The following is a 17,854-nucleotide window of genomic DNA, read 5'->3' on the forward strand; positions in this document are numbered from 1 at the left end:
CCGGATGGCCTGTTTATGCTCCGGAATGAGCGTGAAGAAAGACGATTTAGGGAAGAATGATGATGAAAAAAGACACCATGTTAGAGAAAGGTTACACCGCGTGGCTCAGCGCCATGCTTGATATCGCGAAACACTACCGGCTGGATTACTCAGAAGAACACGTGAAAGCCACCGTTGCCTGGGAGATGGGCGCACCGGCAGACGTGATTCTTGATGAGATGGCGAAAAAACTGGGGCTGGGTCGCGTAACGCGTGATTTCCACCCGAACGATCTCGATCCGATGAGCGTGCCGTTCATCCTGACGCTCGATAACGGGCGGCTGGGCGTGGTGACACATCTGGACGCCAGCGGCCAGTGTGCGGTGCAATTCACCGAAGATCAGGGGCTTGAAACCACCCTGACATCAGAACAGCTGGCGGAACGCGCGAAAAGCATCACGCTTCTGCGTCCGCTGCACAGCATTCCCGATGCGCGCGTTGATAACTACATCAGGCCGTACAAGAAAAACTGGTTCTGGGATCTGGCGCTCAAAGACTGGCGTCGTTACAGCGACATCATGCTGGCCTCAATGATTGCCAACGTGCTGGCGCTGGCAGGCATGTTGTTTTCCATGCAGGTTTACGACCGCGTGGTGCCGTCGCAGTCCGTCCCGACCTTATGGGTACTTTTCGGCGGCGTGATGCTGGCGATTACCTTTGAATTCGTGATGCGCATGGTGCGCGTCCATATTTCTGACGTGGTAGGGAAACGCGCCGATTTGCGCATTTCCGACCGCGTCTTTGGTCGTGCGCTGCGCATTAAAAACAGCGCGCGCTCGAAATCCACCGGTTCCTTTATTTCGCAAATACGCGAACTGGAATCCGTGCGTGAGCTGATCACTTCGACCACGCTCAGCGCGCTGTCGGATCTGCCATTCTTCCTGCTGTTCACGGTTATTTTGTGGATGATTGGCGGCCCGCTGGTGTTTGTGGTGCTGCTGGCGCTGCCTTTGCTGCTGATCCCCGGCATCCTCATCCAGAAACCGCTGGCGAAACTGGCAAACGAAGGGATGCGCGAATCGGCGGTGCGTAATGCCTCGCTGGTGGAAGCGGTGGAATCGCTCGAGGACATCAAACTGATGCGCGCCGAGCAGCGTTTCCAGAACCAGTGGAACCACTGCAACGAAGTGTCCGCCGAAATCAGCATGCGTCAGCGTTTTCTGACCAGCCTGCTGATGACCTGGACGCAGGAAGTGCAGTCGATTGTGTACGCCGTTGTGCTGCTGGTGGGTTGCTATCTGGTGATGCAGGGCGACATGACCACCGGTGCGCTGGTCGGTACGACCATTCTGGCGTCCCGTACCATTGCGCCGCTGGCGCAAATTTCCGGCGTGCTGTCGCGCTGGCAGCAGGCGAAGGTTGCGCGTAAAGGGCTGGACGAACTGATGCAACGTCCGATTGATCAGGAAAACGGCCAGAAGATGGTTCACAAGGCGCAGATCGCGGGTGAATACGCACTCAGTGACGCGGTGTTTTATTACGACGAAGAAGCCAAAGCGGTGAATCTGGCGATTTCACGCCTGAACATCAAACCGGGCGAAAAGATTGCCATCCTCGGCAAAAACGGTGCCGGTAAATCGACGCTCCTGCAAGTGCTGGCGGGCATGCAACAGGTTCAGCAAGGGCAGGTGGTGCTCGATAACGTTAACATCAAACAGATTGACCCGGCAGATTTACGCCGCGACGTGGCGCTGCACAACCAGCACGCCCGTTTGTTCTTCGGATCGGTGCATGAAAACATCACCATGGGCCGCCCGCAGGCGACGGACGAAGAAATCCATGAAGCGCTGGTCATCAGCGGCGCGCTGGCATTTGTTCAGCAAAAAGAGGATGGCCTGAACTTCCTCATTCACGAAGGCGGCGTCGGGCTTTCCGGCGGGCAACGTCAGGCGCTGTTGCTGGCACGTAACATCATCACGCAGCCGCAGGTTTTGCTGCTCGATGAGCCAACCGCGTGGCTGGACGAGATTTCCGAATGGAACCTGATTTCCCAGTTATCCACCTGGGGCAAAGACAAAACGCTGATTATCGCCACGCACCGTCTGGCGCTGCTGCAACTGGTGGATCGCATTATCGTCATGGATAACGGGCGCATTTCGCTCGACGGTAACAAAGAGGACATCCTGAACAAACACTTCAGGCCGAAAGGACAGACCGCTGCCGCCACTGCAAAACCGGCGGCAAGCAAGGAGGCATCATAATGAAACAGCGTAAACCCACAACCCGCCAGCGGGCTGAAAAATCCCTGCCGCGCTCGACCATTCTGGTCTGGTCGGTATCGCTGATGCTTTTGTGTTTCTTTCTGTGGGCGAATTTTTACACGCTCGACGAAGTCACGACCGGCACCGGTAAAGTGATCCCGTCGTCGCACGAACAGATTGTTCAGTCGCTGGAAGGCGGCATCGTGCACACCATCGACGTGCAGGAAGGCGAAGTGGTGGAACGCGGGCAGCGGCTGGCGCAGCTGGATCGCACCAAAACCGAATCCGGCGTACAGGAAAGCGTGGCGCGTTTGCATGCCGCGCTGGCGACGGCGGCGCGACTGACGGCGCAGATCAACAATACGCCGCTGACGTTCCCGGCAGAGCTGGATGACGAACCGGAGCTGGTGAAATCAGAAACCGAGCTGTACAACTCCAGCCGTAACAGCCTGGAGAAACAACTTTCCGGCCTGAAGCAGGGCGTATCGCTTATCCGCCGCGAGCTTTCAATGACCACGCCACTGGTCAAACAGGGCGCGGCCAGCGACGTGGAAGTGCTGCGTCTGCAACGTCAGATTAACGAGATGGAAAGCAAAGCGACCGACCTGGAAACGCAATACAACGTGCGTGCCGGTGAGGAACTCGCCAAGGCCAATGCGGAGATCGAGGCGCAGCGCTCGGTGATTCTGGGGCGTAAAGATTCACTGAACCGCCTGGAATTCTTCTCGCCGGTGAAAGGCATCGTCAAAAATATCGACGTGAATACCGTTGGCGGCGTGATCCCGCCCAACGGCAAACTGATGACGCTGGTGCCGATTGACGACCAGATGCTGGTGGAGGCGCAAATCTCCCCGCGCGACGTGGCATTTATCCACCCCGGCCAGAAAGCCAAGGTGAAAATCACTGCGTACGATTATTCCATTTACGGCAGTTTTGACGGCGAGGTAACAACGATTTCCCCGGACACCATCCAGGATGAAGTCCGCCGCGACGTGTACTATTACCGCGTCAACATCAAAACGCACGCCAACTATCTGGAAAATAAACACAAAGAGAAGTTCTATATCTTCCCCGGCATGATCGCCACGGTGGATATCAAAACCGGCAATAAAAGCATCCTCGATTACCTGCTGAAACCGCTGAACAAAATGAACGAAGCGATGCGGGAACGTTAATGACTGAGTTGTGAGAAAGAGAAAACCCACGTGTGAGCGTGGGTTTTTTTATTGGGATTTGCTGCGATAAACTGCCTAAAGCCGGAAGGTAATATTGGCAATATCTCAGCATATTTATCATTGGGGAATCGCATAATTTACCTAAACAGGCCACTTCAGCTACATCACAGCCGTCATTTTTGGTCTTATCGAACACTTTTACGCAGACGTAATTCCTGAAAAAATAGAACAATTGCAACAGTCATGACAATTGCAAAGAAAATAATATTCGAGAAATCATAATTAAAAACAGTTGTGAATCTATCGTTGTTATATAGCTCGTTGTGTCTGTAGGAATATGTAGTGTAAATGGTATCGAATACTTCGCAGAATGACCCGATAGCGATAAAAAAGCAGGCCAGGAGATAGTTTGCTGTGTCCTGGTGTCTTTTGCGTCTTTTGGTGAATATTATTAATCCAATAAAGGCAGGGATAAAAAAGGCAATTAAGTCTGTGAAAGTGAAATGTAATAAAGTATGCATCGCTAAAAGTCCTTTTGTATTCATAAAAGGCTGGCTACTGTCGAGCCATCACGGAATATCCAGCATGAGTGCTGCCGTTTTCCATAACCTTTTTCGGGAACTATTATTATTCATAACAGACTCTTTTTCCTTCTTTTTATGACCAGACATGATCCTTTGTCTGTATCAAAGCAAGGTGGGGTTTGCGATGCACCTTTGCGGCATAAGTTGATGTTATCCCGACGCATTTCCTCCACATCACCCTCAATCCCCATACCGCCTGAACGCCCGCAGCACATTGATTCCTTTTCTCACCATCGCAAACAACGCATTCCTTGAGTGCCCGTCGAGCAGTTTCACTTTTGAAGAGATGCCGATCCGCAGCGGATACTGACTCATTTGCATCGGGTTGATGGAAATGCGCACCGGGATTTTTTGTACGTCGGCGATCCACTTTCCGGCGCTGTTCAGGGGGGGAATCGCGGTGTCGGCGTCGTCATCCCATCCTTCGACCTGTCCATCGAAAACCACGTTGTTGCCGTACATTTCCGTCACAATCGCCGCTTTCTGGCCGACGAGAACGCCGGAAAGCTGTGCGACGGTGAAATTAGCGTTTATCCACATCTGATCGGCAGGCACGATAGTCAGCAGCGTTTGTCCCGGGATGACTGTTAAGCCGGTATGCACGTTTCTTTGCGCGACATATCCGGTGACCGGGCTGCGGATCGCCGTGCGATCCAGCGCCTCACCGGCTTTCTGTAAGGCCTCTCTGGCCTGCAAAATCAGTTTTTGCCGGGCCATATCCGTCTCACGCAGCACCCGTAAATTCCGACGGTATTGCAGGATCGCCGCATCCAGCGAGGCTTTGCTGTTGTTGACGTTTCTGAGGGCCTGCTGGAGATCGTCTTTGGAAATCGCCGCAGGGCCTTTTGACTGTAACCGGCGGTGGTAGTCAATCAGCGCCTGTTGGTAGGTCATCTGGGCATTCAGGATGTGAGCATTATTCTGGCCGTCGGCGATGTAACGTTCCCGTGTTTCTTTTTCCGTTTCCAGCAGCGTCTCTTCGGCCTTTTTATAGCGGAGTATTTCGCCGGAATTATCCATGTGCAGGAGAATATCGCCCTTACGCACGCGGTCGCTGTTGGTTTGTATAACGACCGCCACCCGTCCGTTTATCTCTGAGGATAGGGTGACCGGGTTTCCGGTAATGTAAGCGTCGCTGGTGCTGGGCATTTTGCGTAATGAAAAGTCCCGCCCGAGACAGCAAATAAAATACGGAACGATAATAACGATGACACAAAGCATTCGTTTTTTAATTTTTTGGTTCGGACGTTCCTTTCCGATATTAGCGACCATGCCGTGAAGTTCTTCCATGAGAAAGTTCATCTGTTCTTTCTAAACAGGAGGTGTTAAGAATATTCAGTCAGATTAATCACCGGTGCGAATTAAATACAGGGGACACATCGGAAACTTTTGCAGGGAATATCCTACACGTGAAGTCCATATGGCAGCGCAAGAAATTATTTCCCTTTAAAAACAAGCAATAAAATATCACCTTTACGATTTTTTAAACCTTTCCTTAACGGAGTGATGGCCGGGGAACACGCTTTTCTCTTATGTGATACTATTAGTCTTAATACCCGTGGAAATAAAAATGCGCAAACAGTAGAATTAATCCTTCGGATTACCCCTCATTACGGTGCATTATAATTATCGCCGAAACACGTTCATCTTCCTGCAGCACGTTATAATTACGCCATCTGTCATTGGGATGCGCGTTGTTCTGTGCATGACAGTGAGTGAGCCGGGGATCCGAAAATGTTTTTATTAAGGAGCTAAGATGAGTAAAACCAATAAGTTAAATGCTGTCATCATTGACGATCATCCGCTGGCTCGTATGGCTATTAAAAACCTGCTGGAAAATGAAGGGATCACCGTCGTTGCGGAAGCCGGCGATGGCGCGCAGGCGTTGGATCTTGTCGGCGAACACAGCCCGGACCTGGTTATTGTCGATGTGGATATTCCGGTGATGAGCGGCATAGAAGTGGTGGAGAAACTCCGCAAGCAGGCGTTCAGCCGGATTATTATTGTGGTCTCCGCCAAGAACGATTTGTTTTATGGCAAGCGCAGTGCTGACGCGGGTGCGAATGCTTTTATCAGCAAGAAAGAGGGCATGACCAATATTATTGCGGCGGTCCATGCGGCGCAAAATGGTTACAGTTATTTCCCGTTATCATTGCAGACGTTTATGGGCAGTCTTTCGTCTGAACAGGAAATGTTGCAGTCGCTGTCGAGCCAGGAAATTAAAGTGATGCGCTATATTCTGAACGGTGATGACAATATGAAAATCGCATCAGAAATGTGTATCAGTAATAAAACCGTGAGTACCTATAAAAGCCGCTTAATGGAAAAGCTCAACTGTAAATCACTGATGGACCTTTTTTCCTTTGCGCAACGTAATGCAATCGGGTAACCGTATGATGACACGGGCCATTGTGGCGCTGTTTCTTCTGTTTGTCGCGAGTGCTCCGGCGCAATCCGCCAGCCCTGAACCCGCGACGCTTCAGCTCGCCAGCGATAATCAGGTGTTTACGCCTGCGCTGCCTTTGGGGCATTACGATCTGTTGTGGCTGGCAGCGAAACGTTCCCTGACGATTGCGGTATACGGACAGGAAACGCCGCCGCTGAGCATGAATTCAACCACCGGACGTTACCGGGGAATGAACGCGGATTATCTGCTGCTGATGGAAAACTCACTACAAATCAAAGTGGTGATTAAGCATTACGACAGTCTCAGTGCAGCATTAACCGCGCTCAAGGCCGGTGAGGCGGATATAATTCTGACCTCGCCCGCCGGTGAAGCAGATCCGGACCCGGCGTTTGCCGTCTCGTTGCCGCTGATTCGGGCTTATCCGACGCTGGTGACGCGCCAGGCGGATGTCATGAAGCCACTTTCTAACGACAAGGACGACGTTTCGATTGCGATTAAGCAGGGTTATCCGTCCGAACAGTTTATTAAGATGATTTTCCCGAAGGCGCACATTACGTCTTATGCGGATAATTATCTGGCGCTGGCGTCGGTGGCCAATAACGAAAACGACTATTTTTTTGGTAATAATCTGACGTCCAGTTTTATTCTGGTTCGCGATTTTTATCAGTCGCTGGAAATGGTGAAGTTCTGGCGTGAACCGCAGACCGGAAATCATTTCATTGTACCGGCCGGTCAGAAACAACTGCTCGGCATTCTCGACACCTTTATCAGCTCCCTGACTGAACAAACCCATAAACAGATTGCCCAGTCGTGGGTCGATACCGGCAATATTTCTTTTTTAAATAAAGCGATGAAGCTGACGCCGCGGGAAGAACGCTGGATTGCTAAACATCCGGTGCTGCGCGTGCTGATTAACCCGTATTATGCGCCGCTGAGCATGGTGGACGAGCATCAGGAAATTCGCGGGCTGCTCGGTGATATTCTGAATCTGATCCAGCTGCAAACCGGGCTGGTTTTCCAGCCGGTGATCGCCAATTCGAATACGGATATGGTGGATATCATGCGCAAAGGCGGCTGGGATGTGTTACCGACGGCAACATTCAGCGCCGAACGCGAAGAAGAAATGTTGTTCACGCATCCGTTTATCGCCACGCCTTTTGTGCTGGTGACGCGGGCGTCGTCGGAGCAAGACGATTTGCTTTTGCCGGGTTCAAAAGTGGCGATCCCGGCCTACCATCCGCTGACCGATAAACTCAAAAAGAAATATCCGGGCGTGGAATGGGTGATTGCTGAGAACACCAGTACCGCGCTCAGTAAGCTGATGCTCGGGGATGTGGATGCGGTGGTGTCTACGCAGCTCGCGTCGCGGTTTATCATTGATCACTATTATCCGGGCACGATGAAATACACGCGGATTCCGGATGAACCTTCGGCGCAAATCGCCTTTGCGATCCCGCGGGAATCCTCTGAACTGCAAAGTATTCTGAATAAGGCACTGGACGATATTCCCCCGAAAGAGATCCTGAATCTGGCCGGAAAATGGACCAAAGCACCGGACGTGAAAATCGGCACCTGGAATCTGTATAACCGGCCATTTTATCTGGTGATCGGGCTGGCGGTTCTCCTGGTGATTACCAGCCTGCTGTGGGGGGTGTATTTGCTGCGTGCCATCGGTCGGGGCAAGGCCGCGCAGGCGGCGCTGAATTATCAGCTGACGTTCAGCCAGACGTTATCCAATTCCATTCCCGTGCCGGTGTATGTCATCACGCTCGAAGGCGAACTTGAAAGTTACAACAGCGCATTCAGCGAGTTCTTTATTCCTGATCTGCGCGGTTCGATGAATTATTCCCTGTTTGACCGCCGCAGCCCATTGGCAGACGTTTTTCACGCGGTTCAGCCGGACATTCAGCGCGGCCTGAAACCCGGCCATGTAATCACGCATTCGCTGACGCTCAATAATGGCGGCGGGAATCGCCAGATCCTGCACTGGCTGACGCTGTGTCTCATGCCGGAAAACCGGCCTGCGATTTTGATTTGTGGCTGGCAGGACATCACGGAGTCCCGGCAGTTGATGAAAGCCTTGCAGGTTGAGAAAGACAAAGCCATCGATGCGAATCAGGCTAAAAGCCAGTTCCTGACCAGTATGAGCCATGAAATACGCACGCCGGTCAGCTCGATCATGGGCTTCCTGGAGCTGCTGACCACGCGCAAACAAAGCGCGGAAGAAACCCAGGAAGCCATTCAGCTGGCCTACAGCACGGCACAAACCCTGATTGCGCTGATTGGCGACGTGCTGGATATGGAAAAAATTGAGTCAGGCAATTTCACGCTGACGCCGGAATGGGTCGATCTGGAACCGGTGATTAACGCCACGGTCGCCAATTTTGAAGGGCTGGCGCGGCAGAAAAACTTGCGGCTGACGGTCGATTGCCGCCTTGAAGACGGCAAAACGCTCTGGCTCGATCCGCAGGCGGTGAAGCAGGTTTTGTCAAATCTGCTGAGTAACGCCCTCAAATTTACCACCGAAGGCGGCGTGGACGTGATTGCCCATACGCAGGCGATGGGTGAAGAGCGGGTTTATCTCACGCTCAGCGTGCGCGACACCGGCGCGGGGATCAGTCATGACGAACAGCAACTACTGTTTAAGCCGTTCAGCCAGACGGATGCGGGTAAACGGCAGATTGGATCCGGCCTCGGTCTGGTGATTTGCCGCGAAATGGTGGAGCGCATGGCGGGGCAGATCAGCATTACCAGCCAGCCGGGCATGGGAACCACCATGATAGTGACGCTGGTCACGCAGACCTCGGACAACGCGCCTGCGGTGCCGCTGATTGCCGAACAGGAAGCGACGCGGCCAGCCGCGCTGCGGATTGTGATTGCCGAAGATAACCCGACTAACCGTCTGTTGCTGCGCCGTCAGCTGGATATTCTCGGGTATCACGTCGATGAGGCCGAAGACGGCCTGCATGCACTGAATCTCATCAAAAATCTGGATTACGATCTGCTGATTACCGATCTGAACATGCCCAATATGGACGGCATCACGCTGACCAGGCGGGTGCGTGAGCTGAATCAGAACATGGTGATCTGGGGGCTGACCGCCAATGCGCAGACGGAAGAAAAAGAGCGCTGTCTGGCGGCCGGTATGAATTTGTGCCTGTTCAAACCTATCGACCTGCAACAGCTCAAGGCCGCGCTCAGCGGCGTGAATATGCCCGAGGACGGGCCGCCGCTGGATGCGTTTATCGACATGCCCACGCTGGAAGCGCAAAGCCTCGGCGATAAAAAACTGATGTGTCAGATGCTGGAGCTGTCGCGGATTGAGAACGACAAAGACGTGGCGGCGGCTGTTCAGGCGCTGGCGCGTGAAGAGTGGGAATTGCTGCAACATCATCTGCACCGCATCAACGGAACGATGCAACTTCTGGGCGCGACGGTTTTGTACGAACTGGCTGAAACGCTGGAAAATCAGCTGGCCGCCGGGCTGCATCCGCCTGCGCTGGAAAAAGGTGTATTGCAGCTGGAGCAGCAAATTCAATCGCTGAATGCGGCCATTGAGGCGTATTCCCGTTCTGTGCGCCATTAATGACTGAAGTCCCGGCGGCCACTGATGCCGGTGGTTATGACTAAAGCTCCCCGGTTCCGATGGACGGCACGAAAACCAATCTGCGTACCATCACCACGGAAACGTCATGGTTCGATCCGCGGCTCTGGGTGTTGTGTCGCCCGACGACGTTGCAGGAAGAGAAGGCATTCCCTTTGGGAGATGCCTTTTTTACGGGAGGGGATTCCGTGTGTTTTGGAAAAAAGTGGCTATCTCAACCGGCTTCGAGAAGAAATATCCCTGAAAATGCGTCGCGCCCATTTCGGCCAGTTTCTCCTTTTGCGACGCGGTTTCCACGCCTTCTGCAATGGTCATGCAGCGCATATCCTGCGCGATAGCAATAATGTTGCGCACAATGGCTTCTTTACTGGTGTCGGTTTCAATGCCCGACGTAAAGACTTTATCAATCTTGATATAGTGCGGGCGAAACTGCATCAGATAGCGGTAATTGGAATTCCCCGTACCAAAATCATCTATCGAAATCTGCACACCCAGCGCGTCGAGCCGTTTACACAACGCCTGAGCAACGTGCGTATCTTCAACAGGTTCTCTTTCCGTAATTTCCAGTCCGATCTGCCAGCCAGAAAGCGGCGTTTTTCGCCTGAATTCCCGACATTCTTCCAGTAAATCGTGATTGATAAAATCAGCGGCGGAGACATTAAAAAATAACGTCATATCGCGGGCGGGAATAATGTCAGCGGAGTTAAGTGCGTCCGCTACATGACGTAATCCCGACTGCGTTATCCGGGTAATCAGACCATTTTGTTCTGCCAGCGGAATAAACTGATCAGGGGGAATATGACCCCGCTGCGGATGTTTCCAGCGCATCAATACTTCGCCGCCGACGGTATTACCGCTTTCCGCTTCGATTATCGGCTGAATAAAAGGAATGAGTTCATTTTTATCCAGCGCTTTCTCAAGCATAAACAATAAAGTATTACGTCGGGAAAGTGTTTTAGACGTGAATGTCGAGAGCAGGGCGGAGAGTAAAAACGTCAGGAAAACCCCTGACTTTTCTTCGTGCCAGATGTCTTTCAACAATAAATTCGGGCTAACCGGCTCGACCGGATTTGCGCTGATCTGGTACTGATACTCCGGGGAGAAATAGCGCAATGAGGCGGTAGGGTCCCGGTGCGTCAGAACCTGACCCGCCGCGTTAAGCGTCAGGCCATTCAGCGTCATCTGGTAATCCGTGTGCCTGTCGTTAATCTTCAGTTTGTATTGCAGATAATAACCGTCGATGCCCACCATCACGCTCTTGCCTGCATGTACGGCGTGGTAAATCAGAAGCGACCGGTAGGGCGTGAGCGCATTGCCGTCCATCAGGGAGAAGCCTGCGGGCGGCGTGCTTTGGGCAGCCAGTCTGAAGTACTGAGCCCCGAAAACAGAGGAGCAATAAATCTCGTTGCCCCTTAGCAGGCTGACCGTGCGGATATCGGGAGTGGTCGCGACGATTTTGCGAATACCGGTTTGCGTGGCTGCATCGCATTGACCGGCCAGAAGATGCGCTGCGGCGTCACTGGCGATCCTGGCATGGGTGAGAACGCGATCAATTTCGTCGCGAATGATAAGAACGTTTTTTTCAGCTTCTTTTTTCTGGCTGAATTTCATCTTTTCTATAACAATCCATCCGCCCGCAAGATTAATGCTGACAAACATAATAAAAGTAATAGAGAGTCGGTTGCTAAGACGCATGTGTTACCCGTTTTAATATTCGGGCGACAGTTGTAAGCTATTTTTCCTAAATAACAAATAAACAATGAGTGGCTTTAACGCTATTTCAGATTGTGGCTACGCCTGTAAGAAATCCCCCACGTAATAATCATCTTATGCTGATTTGTTTACTTGAATTATTATGAAAAAATTAACTTAATCTGTAAATATAAAAACAGGTTAATGACTGACGATCGGGATCGTAAACGGACAGCAAGAAAAAAAAGGAATTACTATGGACTCGCCATGCATTATTTTTTCCGAAGATAATTTTTTCAATGCCGGATTAAAAGCGATGTTTTCATCCAATACGTTTGGCGCCGGTTATGTCATTGTCGACGTGGAGTCGACCCGTCGTTCGCAGGTGGAACAGTGCTTATCTCAGGGTAAGAAAGTTTTCGCTTTTATCGACAACGACTTTGATTATTACGCGTTATGCCATCTGGAGAACGTGATTTTCATCGACAGGCGCAGCGGGATCAGCGAAGTGCTTTCGTGCCTGTCGCTGAACCATGCGCATTTCAATTACCGCGTAAAAGCCAAACTTTCCGAACGTGAAGGCGAAGTGTTGTCCTGTCTTCAGGAAGGATTAGATACCCGGCAGATCGGCGAACGTCTGGGCGTGAATATTAAAACCATCTACGCCAGCCGTTCCCGCCTGATTAACAAAATGCAGGCCGGGAACCGCATCTATCTGTACCGGAATATTGCGCGGTTGTGAGGGCGTTACTCTTTCCCGACGCTTTCAAAATTCAGGGACACGGAGTTCACGCAGTGTCTCAGGTTTTTCTCGGTTAAATACTCGCCTTCAAACACGTGGCCCAGATGCGCCTGACACGTGGCACAGACGATTTCGGTTCTGCGTCCGTCAGCATCAGGAACACGTTCAACGGCTCCCGGAATTTCATCATCAAAAGACGGCCAGCCGCAGTGCGATTCAAATTTGTGCTCTGAGGTATACAGCGGCGTTCCACAGCGTTTGCAGACATAGCGGCCTGGCGAAAAATGCTCATTGTAGACTCCCGTGTGCGGGCGTTCTGTCCCTTTGTCTTCAATAACAAAGCGTTCAAACTCGGTGAGGTCATTTTTCATGGAATTCATTCCTGTTAAATTTCGTGTTGCGACTATCATTTTATTTTACAACCGCAACACCCCAGTGACAATGCGGTTTGCTCAAGCAACGTAAAAGAATGTTTCCTTGTTAAACCTGGGTCAGACCGCCATCCACGCAGATCTCGGCACCGGCGATATAGCTGCTTTCGTCACTCGCGAGGAACAATGCGGCACTGGCAACTTCATCAGGTTTACCTAACCGGCCCAGCGGGATGGCGTCAGTTAACCCACGGCGTAATTCCTCCGAGGCAGCGGCCATCATTTCAGTATCGACAGGGCCCGGCGCAACCACGTTAATACGGATGCCGCGTGCAGAAAGTTCGCGTGTCCAGGTTCGTGCAAAAGAACGTAACGCCGCTTTACTGGCGCTGTAAACGCCATATCCTTGTGTGCCAATCACATCGGCAATTGACCCCACGAGCACCACGCTGGCACCGGGTTTCATCAGCGGAAGTGCTGCCTGTAAAGCAAAAACCGGCGAGCGCACATTGAGGCTAAAAATTTGTTCAAAATGCGCTGCGCTGATGTCATCAATCGTGGCGTATTCGGACATTCCAGCGTTGATGACCAGCACATCAATCTGGCCAGATTCAGCCTGAATCGTCTGCATAATGCGGGTTAACTCGCTTAACTGGCTCACATCTGCGCGCAGCGGGATCCTGGTTCCTGAAATTTTGCCGTCGGCGGCCTCAAGCTCTTCTTCACGCCGCGAGGTAAACCAGGTTATCGCACCTTCGATGGCAAACCGCTGGCTAATCGCCAGACCAATACCTTTCGCACCGCCCAGTACCACGGCCACTTTGTTGTCTAAATTGCCCATCTGTATTCTCCTGTTTGGTTGGAAAACAGATGATATAAAATTTATACTAAATAACAATTACGCACTTTGTTTATATCAGGTATAGAGGAGTATATCGTCTTGGCAGAAATCGATGGTAACAGCTTGAGAGATGTAGGAAAAACGCGTCCGGTGCTTGAACATATCACCAATAAATGGTCGATTTTAATTCTCACAGTGCTCTGTACCAGACCTTCGCGTTTCAACGAAATACGCCGCCGGCTGGATGGCATCACGCATAAAGCGCTGGCGGACGCTTTAAAGCGGCTTGAGCGAAATGGCCTGGTTAATCGTGAAGTGTTGCCCACCTCGCCGGTCGGTGTGGAATACAGCCTTACGCCGCTGGCGCAAACATTGCAGCAGCCATTTATCGCGCTGTATGACTGGGCGCTGGCATACGGCCCGGCTCTGGAGAGGGCACAGGCGGACTACGATCTTGTGCATGCAGATGAGGCTCAGGAGGTTTAAGAAGCGCGCGCGCCCATCGCTTTGCGCCATAACGAAGGAAGCGCGTCAATTAATGCCCCGGTGACGCGTTGTTTCGCCGCGCCGGGTTGCCAGATCGCGACCATCGTAATGTCCAGCCCCTGATTACCCACTTCACATTCCATCGCCTGCACGGTTTTCCAGCGTGAAGCCTGAAAATGTGTCGGTAAGAATCCCCAGCCCTGTGCGTTTTCCAGCAGGTAGCGCAGGGTAGAACGTTCATTGACGTACAACGTTTGCCCGGATATTTGCAGACTGCGGGTGATTTGCTCGTCGTGTGCTTTGTGCATGACGACCTGCGGAATAAGCGACAGATTCAGCAACGTCAGCGGGCGTTGCTGGCGTTGAAACAACTGTGCGGACGCGTAGAAATCAAGCCCGATGTTGCCCAGCGCCCGCCACTCCATGTCTGTCCCGAGTGCACGGTTATTGGCCTGACATACGGCAACCTGCGCTTTACCACTTTTTAATGCGGCTTCGGCTTCTTCACGGGAAGCGCTCCAGGCACTGAAACACAAGCCTTTTTTAGCCATTTCAACGATCACCGCTTCGATAAATGCCGGCGAAACGAAAGGGTCGTACACCATAACCAGCTCCTGCCGTTCCGCATCCGGTAAGGATTGGGCATAAGACTCAAAAGCCTGCGCCTGACGCAGCAGCAAATGTGCTTGCCGGTGCAATTGCTGGCCTTGTTCGGTCAGGATTAATGTGCGGCCCTGGCGCACAAAAAGCGTATAGCCCAGCACGTCCTCGAGGTAATCCAGCAGATCGCGCACCGTGGTGCGATCCTTTCCCAGCAAAAGGGCAGCTTTGGATAAACTTCCTGAGCCCGCGACGCAGGCGAAGGCCTCAATTTGCGAGAAGGAATAACGTAAGGCAGACATAAACTCTTCCAGTTCATCAATTTATAGGGGGGATTTTCCCCCATAACGTGATTTCTTCAAGGGGTTTTTCCTTTCTATACTCCGGTTTTCTGATACAGGAGTCATTCAATGAAAAACAGACAAACCTTTCTTCCGGCGGTAATGAAACCTCTGGTGCTGGCCGTGGCTTTGGGTTCCGCCTGGTCATTTGTGCCCTCCGCGCTGGCGAAATCCGCGCAAAATTGTGACGGTGTGATGCTCAGCAGTTGCCCGACGCCGCAGGACAAAACGCTGCCTGACCCGAAAAATATGCTGAACTGGGATCAGACCGCGCGCGTCATCGGATTTCGTAATGACTACCGCAATTATGCGGGCGATGTGTTTAAGCACGGTCAGTCCACGCCGTTTCTGCGGGCGGATAAGCCGCTGAAAGAAGCCACGTACAGCGTCAGGGGGAAAACGTATACGTTGCAGGATTACCTCAAACGCCAGAATGCCACCGGAATGCTGGTGCTGAAAAACGGCAAGGTAGCTTATAAATATCTGGGCGAAGGCAATACTGACCAGACACTGTGGACATCGCGTTCTGTGGGGAAATCCGTGGTTTCAACGCTGGTGGGGATTGCGATTAAAGAAGGGAAAATCAGTTCTCTGGATGACCTCGTCACGCGTTATGAGCCTGACCTGAAAGGCACGGCTTGGGATGGCGTCACACTAAAACAACTTATTCAGCATACCTCCGGCGTGGCGTGGAATGAGGACTACACGAATCCGCATTCCGATTTTGCCAATCTCACGCAATGTGAGGCCAGACCGGGAACCTATGACTGTGTGCGTAAAATTATTGTTGGCCTGAAGCGTGCGCATCCGGCCGGGCAGTCATGGTCTTACTCCTCCGGCGGCGCGTGGTTACTGGGCGATGTGCTGGAAAAGGCCACCGGAATGCCGCTGGCCGCCTACCTGCAACAGTCCATCTGGCAACCTTACGGCATGGCGCACGATGGCGTCTGGCACTCCTATGAACCGGGAAAACACGATGTCGGCGCACACGGGTTTAATGCCACACTGGAAGACTGGGGACGCTTCGGCGAGTTTGTGATGGGCGGCGGACGTCTGCCGGATGGCAAGAAAATCCTGCCCGAAAACTGGATTGAGCAGGCAGGTAACTGGACAAAAGCAGAAAATTCCGTGTCGGCGGCCCATCCGGACGGCCTTTATGGGTTTGAATGGTGGAATAATGAAGTGCCTGTCAATGCTACAAATGTCATCCCGGCACCTTCGGATTCACTGAAAGGATCGCTGTGGGCGTTAGGGATTTATGGCCAGATTATTATGGTCAACCCGGCTGAGGATCTGGTGATTGTTCAGTGGTCGACATGGCCAAAAGCAGAGCCTGATTTCAGCGCTCAGCCTCTTGAGGCATCGCTCATGTTCAGCGCCATTGCAGAAAAACTTCGCTGAGATTTATTGCGCGAATGAGAATAAAAAAATCCACGCAAGGGCGTGGATTTTTAATTGCAGCAGGGAAGAGATCAGACGTTGAACAGGAAGTTCATCACGTCGCCATCTTTGACAATGTACTCTTTGCCTTCAGAACGCATTTTGCCGGCTTCTTTAGCGCCTTGCTCACCTTTGTAGGTGATGAAGTCTTCGAACGCGATGGTTTGTGCGCGGATGAAGCCTTTCTCGAAGTCGGTGTGGATTTTACCTGCGGCCTGTGGCGCGGTAGCACCGACAGGGATCGTCCATGCACGGACTTCTTTCACGCCAGCGGTAAAGTAGGTTTGCAGGTTCAGCAGCTCGTAACCGGCGCGGATCACGCGGTTCAGGCCCGGCTCTTCTATGCCTAACTCGGCCATGAATTCTTCACGGTCAGCGTCGTCCAGCTCGGCGATATCAGATTCAACCGCGGCGCAAACGGCAACGACAACAGAACCTTCGGCATCTGCGATTTTACGCACAACGTCGAGGTACGGGTTATTTTCAAAACCGTCTTCGTTAACGTTGGCGATGTACATGGTCGGTTTAAGCGTCAGGAAGCTCAGGTAACGGATGGCCGCTTTGTCTTCTTCGGTCAGATCCAGCGCGCGCAGCATGCCCGCGTTTTCGAGCTGTGGCAGACATTTTTCCAGCGCAGCCAGTTCAGCTTTGGCATCTTTGTCGCCGCCTTTGGCACGTTTCTGTACACGGTGAATGGCGCGTTCACAGGTATCCAGGTCAGACAACGCCAGTTCGGTGTTGATGACATCGATGTCGTCAGCCGGATCCACTTTGTTATTAACGTGAATGATGTTGTCGTTTTCGAAACAACGCACAACGTGGCCAATCGCTTCGGTTTCACGGATATTGGTCAGGAACTGGTTGCCCAGACCTTCACCTTTGGAAGCGCCTTTTACCAGACCGGCGATGTCCACGAATTCCATGGTAGTCGGCAGGATACGCTGCGGTTTTACGATCTCGGCCAGCTGGTCAAGACGCGGATCGGGCATTGGCACTACGCCGGTGTTAGGTTCGATAGTGCAGAACGGGAAGTTTGCTGCTTCGATACCCGCTTTGGTCAGCGCATTGAACAGAGTGGATTTACCGACGTTCGGCAGGCCGACGATACCGCATTTGAATCCCATGTTTTTCTCACCTTAATATCTTAATTATCAAGCAATTAAACGTAATTGCGCGATGTAATGACCATAATTCCCCGCATTATACACGAGAACGGCATTTTTCTCGATCCGGTTGTGATCGCGATGAACAGCCGCTACATCATTGACCGGATTGATTAAACCTTGCCTCGTTCCGGCCATTTTTAGATACTTGTCACAATTTTTTAACTG

At 52.1% G+C, this 17,854-nt stretch carries 13 protein-coding genes; 7 read left to right on the forward strand and 6 right to left on the reverse strand.

What is annotated here, in order from left to right; all coding sequences use genetic code 11:
* Nucleotides 1-62: 62 nt before the first annotated feature.
* Complete coding sequence (locus J1782_RS10065; RefSeq protein ID WP_152326372.1) at nucleotides 63-2,240, forward strand: type I secretion system permease/ATPase; 2,178 nt, start codon at nucleotides 63-65, stop codon at nucleotides 2,238-2,240.
* The gene (locus tag J1782_RS10070) at nucleotides 2,240-3,415 is read left to right on the forward strand and encodes an HlyD family type I secretion periplasmic adaptor subunit (protein WP_152326317.1); all 1,176 of its coding nucleotides are present in this window, start codon (nucleotides 2,240-2,242) and stop codon (nucleotides 3,413-3,415) included. The genes J1782_RS10065 and J1782_RS10070 overlap by 1 nt, the downstream gene beginning before the upstream one ends.
* 764 nt (nucleotides 3,416-4,179) lie before the next feature.
* Here J1782_RS10070 and J1782_RS10075 read toward each other — a convergent pair.
* Nucleotides 4,180-5,289 carry an efflux RND transporter periplasmic adaptor subunit gene (locus tag J1782_RS10075; protein ID WP_193333128.1) on the reverse strand — a complete coding sequence of 370 codons (1,110 nt, stop codon included), beginning with the start codon at nucleotides 5,287-5,289 and terminating at the stop codon, nucleotides 4,180-4,182.
* Between the two features lie 466 nt (nucleotides 5,290-5,755).
* On the opposite strand from J1782_RS10075, the gene evgA reads away from it, so the two are divergent.
* Together evgA and J1782_RS10085 are read left to right on the forward strand one after the other, a co-directional pair.
* Nucleotides 5,756-6,388 (forward strand): acid-sensing system DNA-binding response regulator EvgA, encoded by a 633-nt coding sequence (gene evgA / locus J1782_RS10080; RefSeq protein WP_152326314.1) that lies wholly within the window; start codon nucleotides 5,756-5,758, stop codon nucleotides 6,386-6,388.
* A gap of 4 nt (nucleotides 6,389-6,392) precedes the next feature.
* Entirely contained in the window at nucleotides 6,393-9,992 is a 3,600-nt protein-coding gene (locus J1782_RS10085; RefSeq protein ID WP_152326313.1) for a response regulator, read from the forward strand.
* 189 nt (nucleotides 9,993-10,181) lie between these two features.
* On the opposite strand, the gene J1782_RS10090 is transcribed toward J1782_RS10085, so the two are convergent.
* The gene (locus J1782_RS10090) at nucleotides 10,182-11,705 is read right to left on the reverse strand and encodes an EAL domain-containing protein (RefSeq protein WP_217153074.1); all 1,524 of its coding nucleotides are present in this window, start codon (nucleotides 11,703-11,705) and stop codon (nucleotides 10,182-10,184) included.
* Nucleotides 11,706-11,958: 253 nt separating this feature from the next.
* On the opposite strand from J1782_RS10090, the gene J1782_RS10095 reads away from it, so the two are divergent.
* On the forward strand, nucleotides 11,959-12,444 hold the full coding sequence (locus tag J1782_RS10095; protein ID WP_152326311.1) for a helix-turn-helix transcriptional regulator: 486 nt from the start codon (nucleotides 11,959-11,961) through the stop codon (nucleotides 12,442-12,444).
* 5 nt (nucleotides 12,445-12,449) lie between these two features.
* Here the strand turns inward: J1782_RS10095 and J1782_RS10100 are convergent, their stop codons facing one another.
* Nucleotides 12,450-12,815 carry a methionine-R-sulfoxide reductase gene (locus tag J1782_RS10100; protein WP_152326310.1) on the reverse strand — a complete coding sequence of 122 codons (366 nt, stop codon included), beginning with the start codon at nucleotides 12,813-12,815 and terminating at the stop codon, nucleotides 12,450-12,452.
* A 109-nt stretch (nucleotides 12,816-12,924) separates the two neighbouring features.
* The gene (locus J1782_RS10105) at nucleotides 12,925-13,656 is read right to left on the reverse strand and encodes an SDR family NAD(P)-dependent oxidoreductase (protein ID WP_217153075.1); all 732 of its coding nucleotides are present in this window, start codon (nucleotides 13,654-13,656) and stop codon (nucleotides 12,925-12,927) included.
* 99 nt (nucleotides 13,657-13,755) lie between these two features.
* Here J1782_RS10105 and J1782_RS10110 point away from each other — a divergent pair, with 99 nt between their 5' ends.
* The gene (locus J1782_RS10110; RefSeq protein ID WP_165057634.1) at nucleotides 13,756-14,142 is read left to right on the forward strand and encodes a helix-turn-helix domain-containing protein; all 387 of its coding nucleotides are present in this window, start codon (nucleotides 13,756-13,758) and stop codon (nucleotides 14,140-14,142) included.
* Here the strand turns inward: J1782_RS10110 and J1782_RS10115 are convergent.
* On the reverse strand, nucleotides 14,139-15,044 hold the full coding sequence (locus J1782_RS10115; RefSeq protein WP_217153076.1) for a LysR family transcriptional regulator: 906 nt from the start codon (nucleotides 15,042-15,044) through the stop codon (nucleotides 14,139-14,141). The genes J1782_RS10110 and J1782_RS10115 overlap by 4 nt on opposite strands.
* A gap of 141 nt (nucleotides 15,045-15,185) precedes the next feature.
* Between J1782_RS10115 and J1782_RS10120 the strand changes: the two genes are divergently transcribed.
* Nucleotides 15,186-16,484 (forward strand): serine hydrolase domain-containing protein, encoded by a 1,299-nt coding sequence (locus J1782_RS10120; RefSeq protein ID WP_371819763.1) that lies wholly within the window; start codon nucleotides 15,186-15,188, stop codon nucleotides 16,482-16,484.
* A gap of 71 nt (nucleotides 16,485-16,555) precedes the next feature.
* On the opposite strand, the gene ychF is transcribed toward J1782_RS10120, so the two are convergent.
* On the reverse strand, nucleotides 16,556-17,647 hold the full coding sequence (gene ychF, locus J1782_RS10125; protein WP_101079643.1) for a redox-regulated ATPase YchF: 1,092 nt from the start codon (nucleotides 17,645-17,647) through the stop codon (nucleotides 16,556-16,558).
* Nucleotides 17,648-17,854: the final 207 nt, after the last annotated feature.

Source organism: Rahnella sp. BCC 1045 (genome assembly GCF_019049615.1).
Lineage (GTDB): Bacteria > Pseudomonadota > Gammaproteobacteria > Enterobacterales > Enterobacteriaceae > Rahnella > Rahnella contaminans.

Bases quoted from the DNA above. Each gene is read 5' to 3' on its own strand.
- J1782_RS10065 (WP_152326372.1), top strand. From the start codon at position 63: ATGAAAAAAGACACCATGTTAGAGAAAGGTTACACCGCGTGGCTCAGC.
- J1782_RS10070 (WP_152326317.1), top strand. From the start codon at position 2,240: ATGAAACAGCGTAAACCCACAACCCGCCAGCGGGCTGAAAAATCCCTG.
- J1782_RS10075 (WP_193333128.1), bottom strand. From the start codon at position 5,289: ATGGAAGAACTTCACGGCATGGTCGCTAATATCGGAAAGGAACGTCCG.
- evgA (WP_152326314.1), top strand. From the start codon at position 5,756: ATGAGTAAAACCAATAAGTTAAATGCTGTCATCATTGACGATCATCCG.
- J1782_RS10085 (WP_152326313.1), top strand. From the start codon at position 6,393: ATGATGACACGGGCCATTGTGGCGCTGTTTCTTCTGTTTGTCGCGAGT.
- J1782_RS10090 (WP_217153074.1), bottom strand. From the start codon at position 11,705: ATGCGTCTTAGCAACCGACTCTCTATTACTTTTATTATGTTTGTCAGC.
- J1782_RS10095 (WP_152326311.1), top strand. From the start codon at position 11,959: ATGGACTCGCCATGCATTATTTTTTCCGAAGATAATTTTTTCAATGCC.
- J1782_RS10100 (WP_152326310.1), bottom strand. From the start codon at position 12,815: ATGAAAAATGACCTCACCGAGTTTGAACGCTTTGTTATTGAAGACAAA.
- J1782_RS10105 (WP_217153075.1), bottom strand. From the start codon at position 13,656: ATGGGCAATTTAGACAACAAAGTGGCCGTGGTACTGGGCGGTGCGAAA.
- J1782_RS10115 (WP_217153076.1), bottom strand. From the start codon at position 15,044: ATGTCTGCCTTACGTTATTCCTTCTCGCAAATTGAGGCCTTCGCCTGC.
- J1782_RS10120 (WP_371819763.1), top strand. From the start codon at position 15,186: ATGAAACCTCTGGTGCTGGCCGTGGCTTTGGGTTCCGCCTGGTCATTT.
- ychF (WP_101079643.1), bottom strand. From the start codon at position 17,647: ATGGGATTCAAATGCGGTATCGTCGGCCTGCCGAACGTCGGTAAATCC.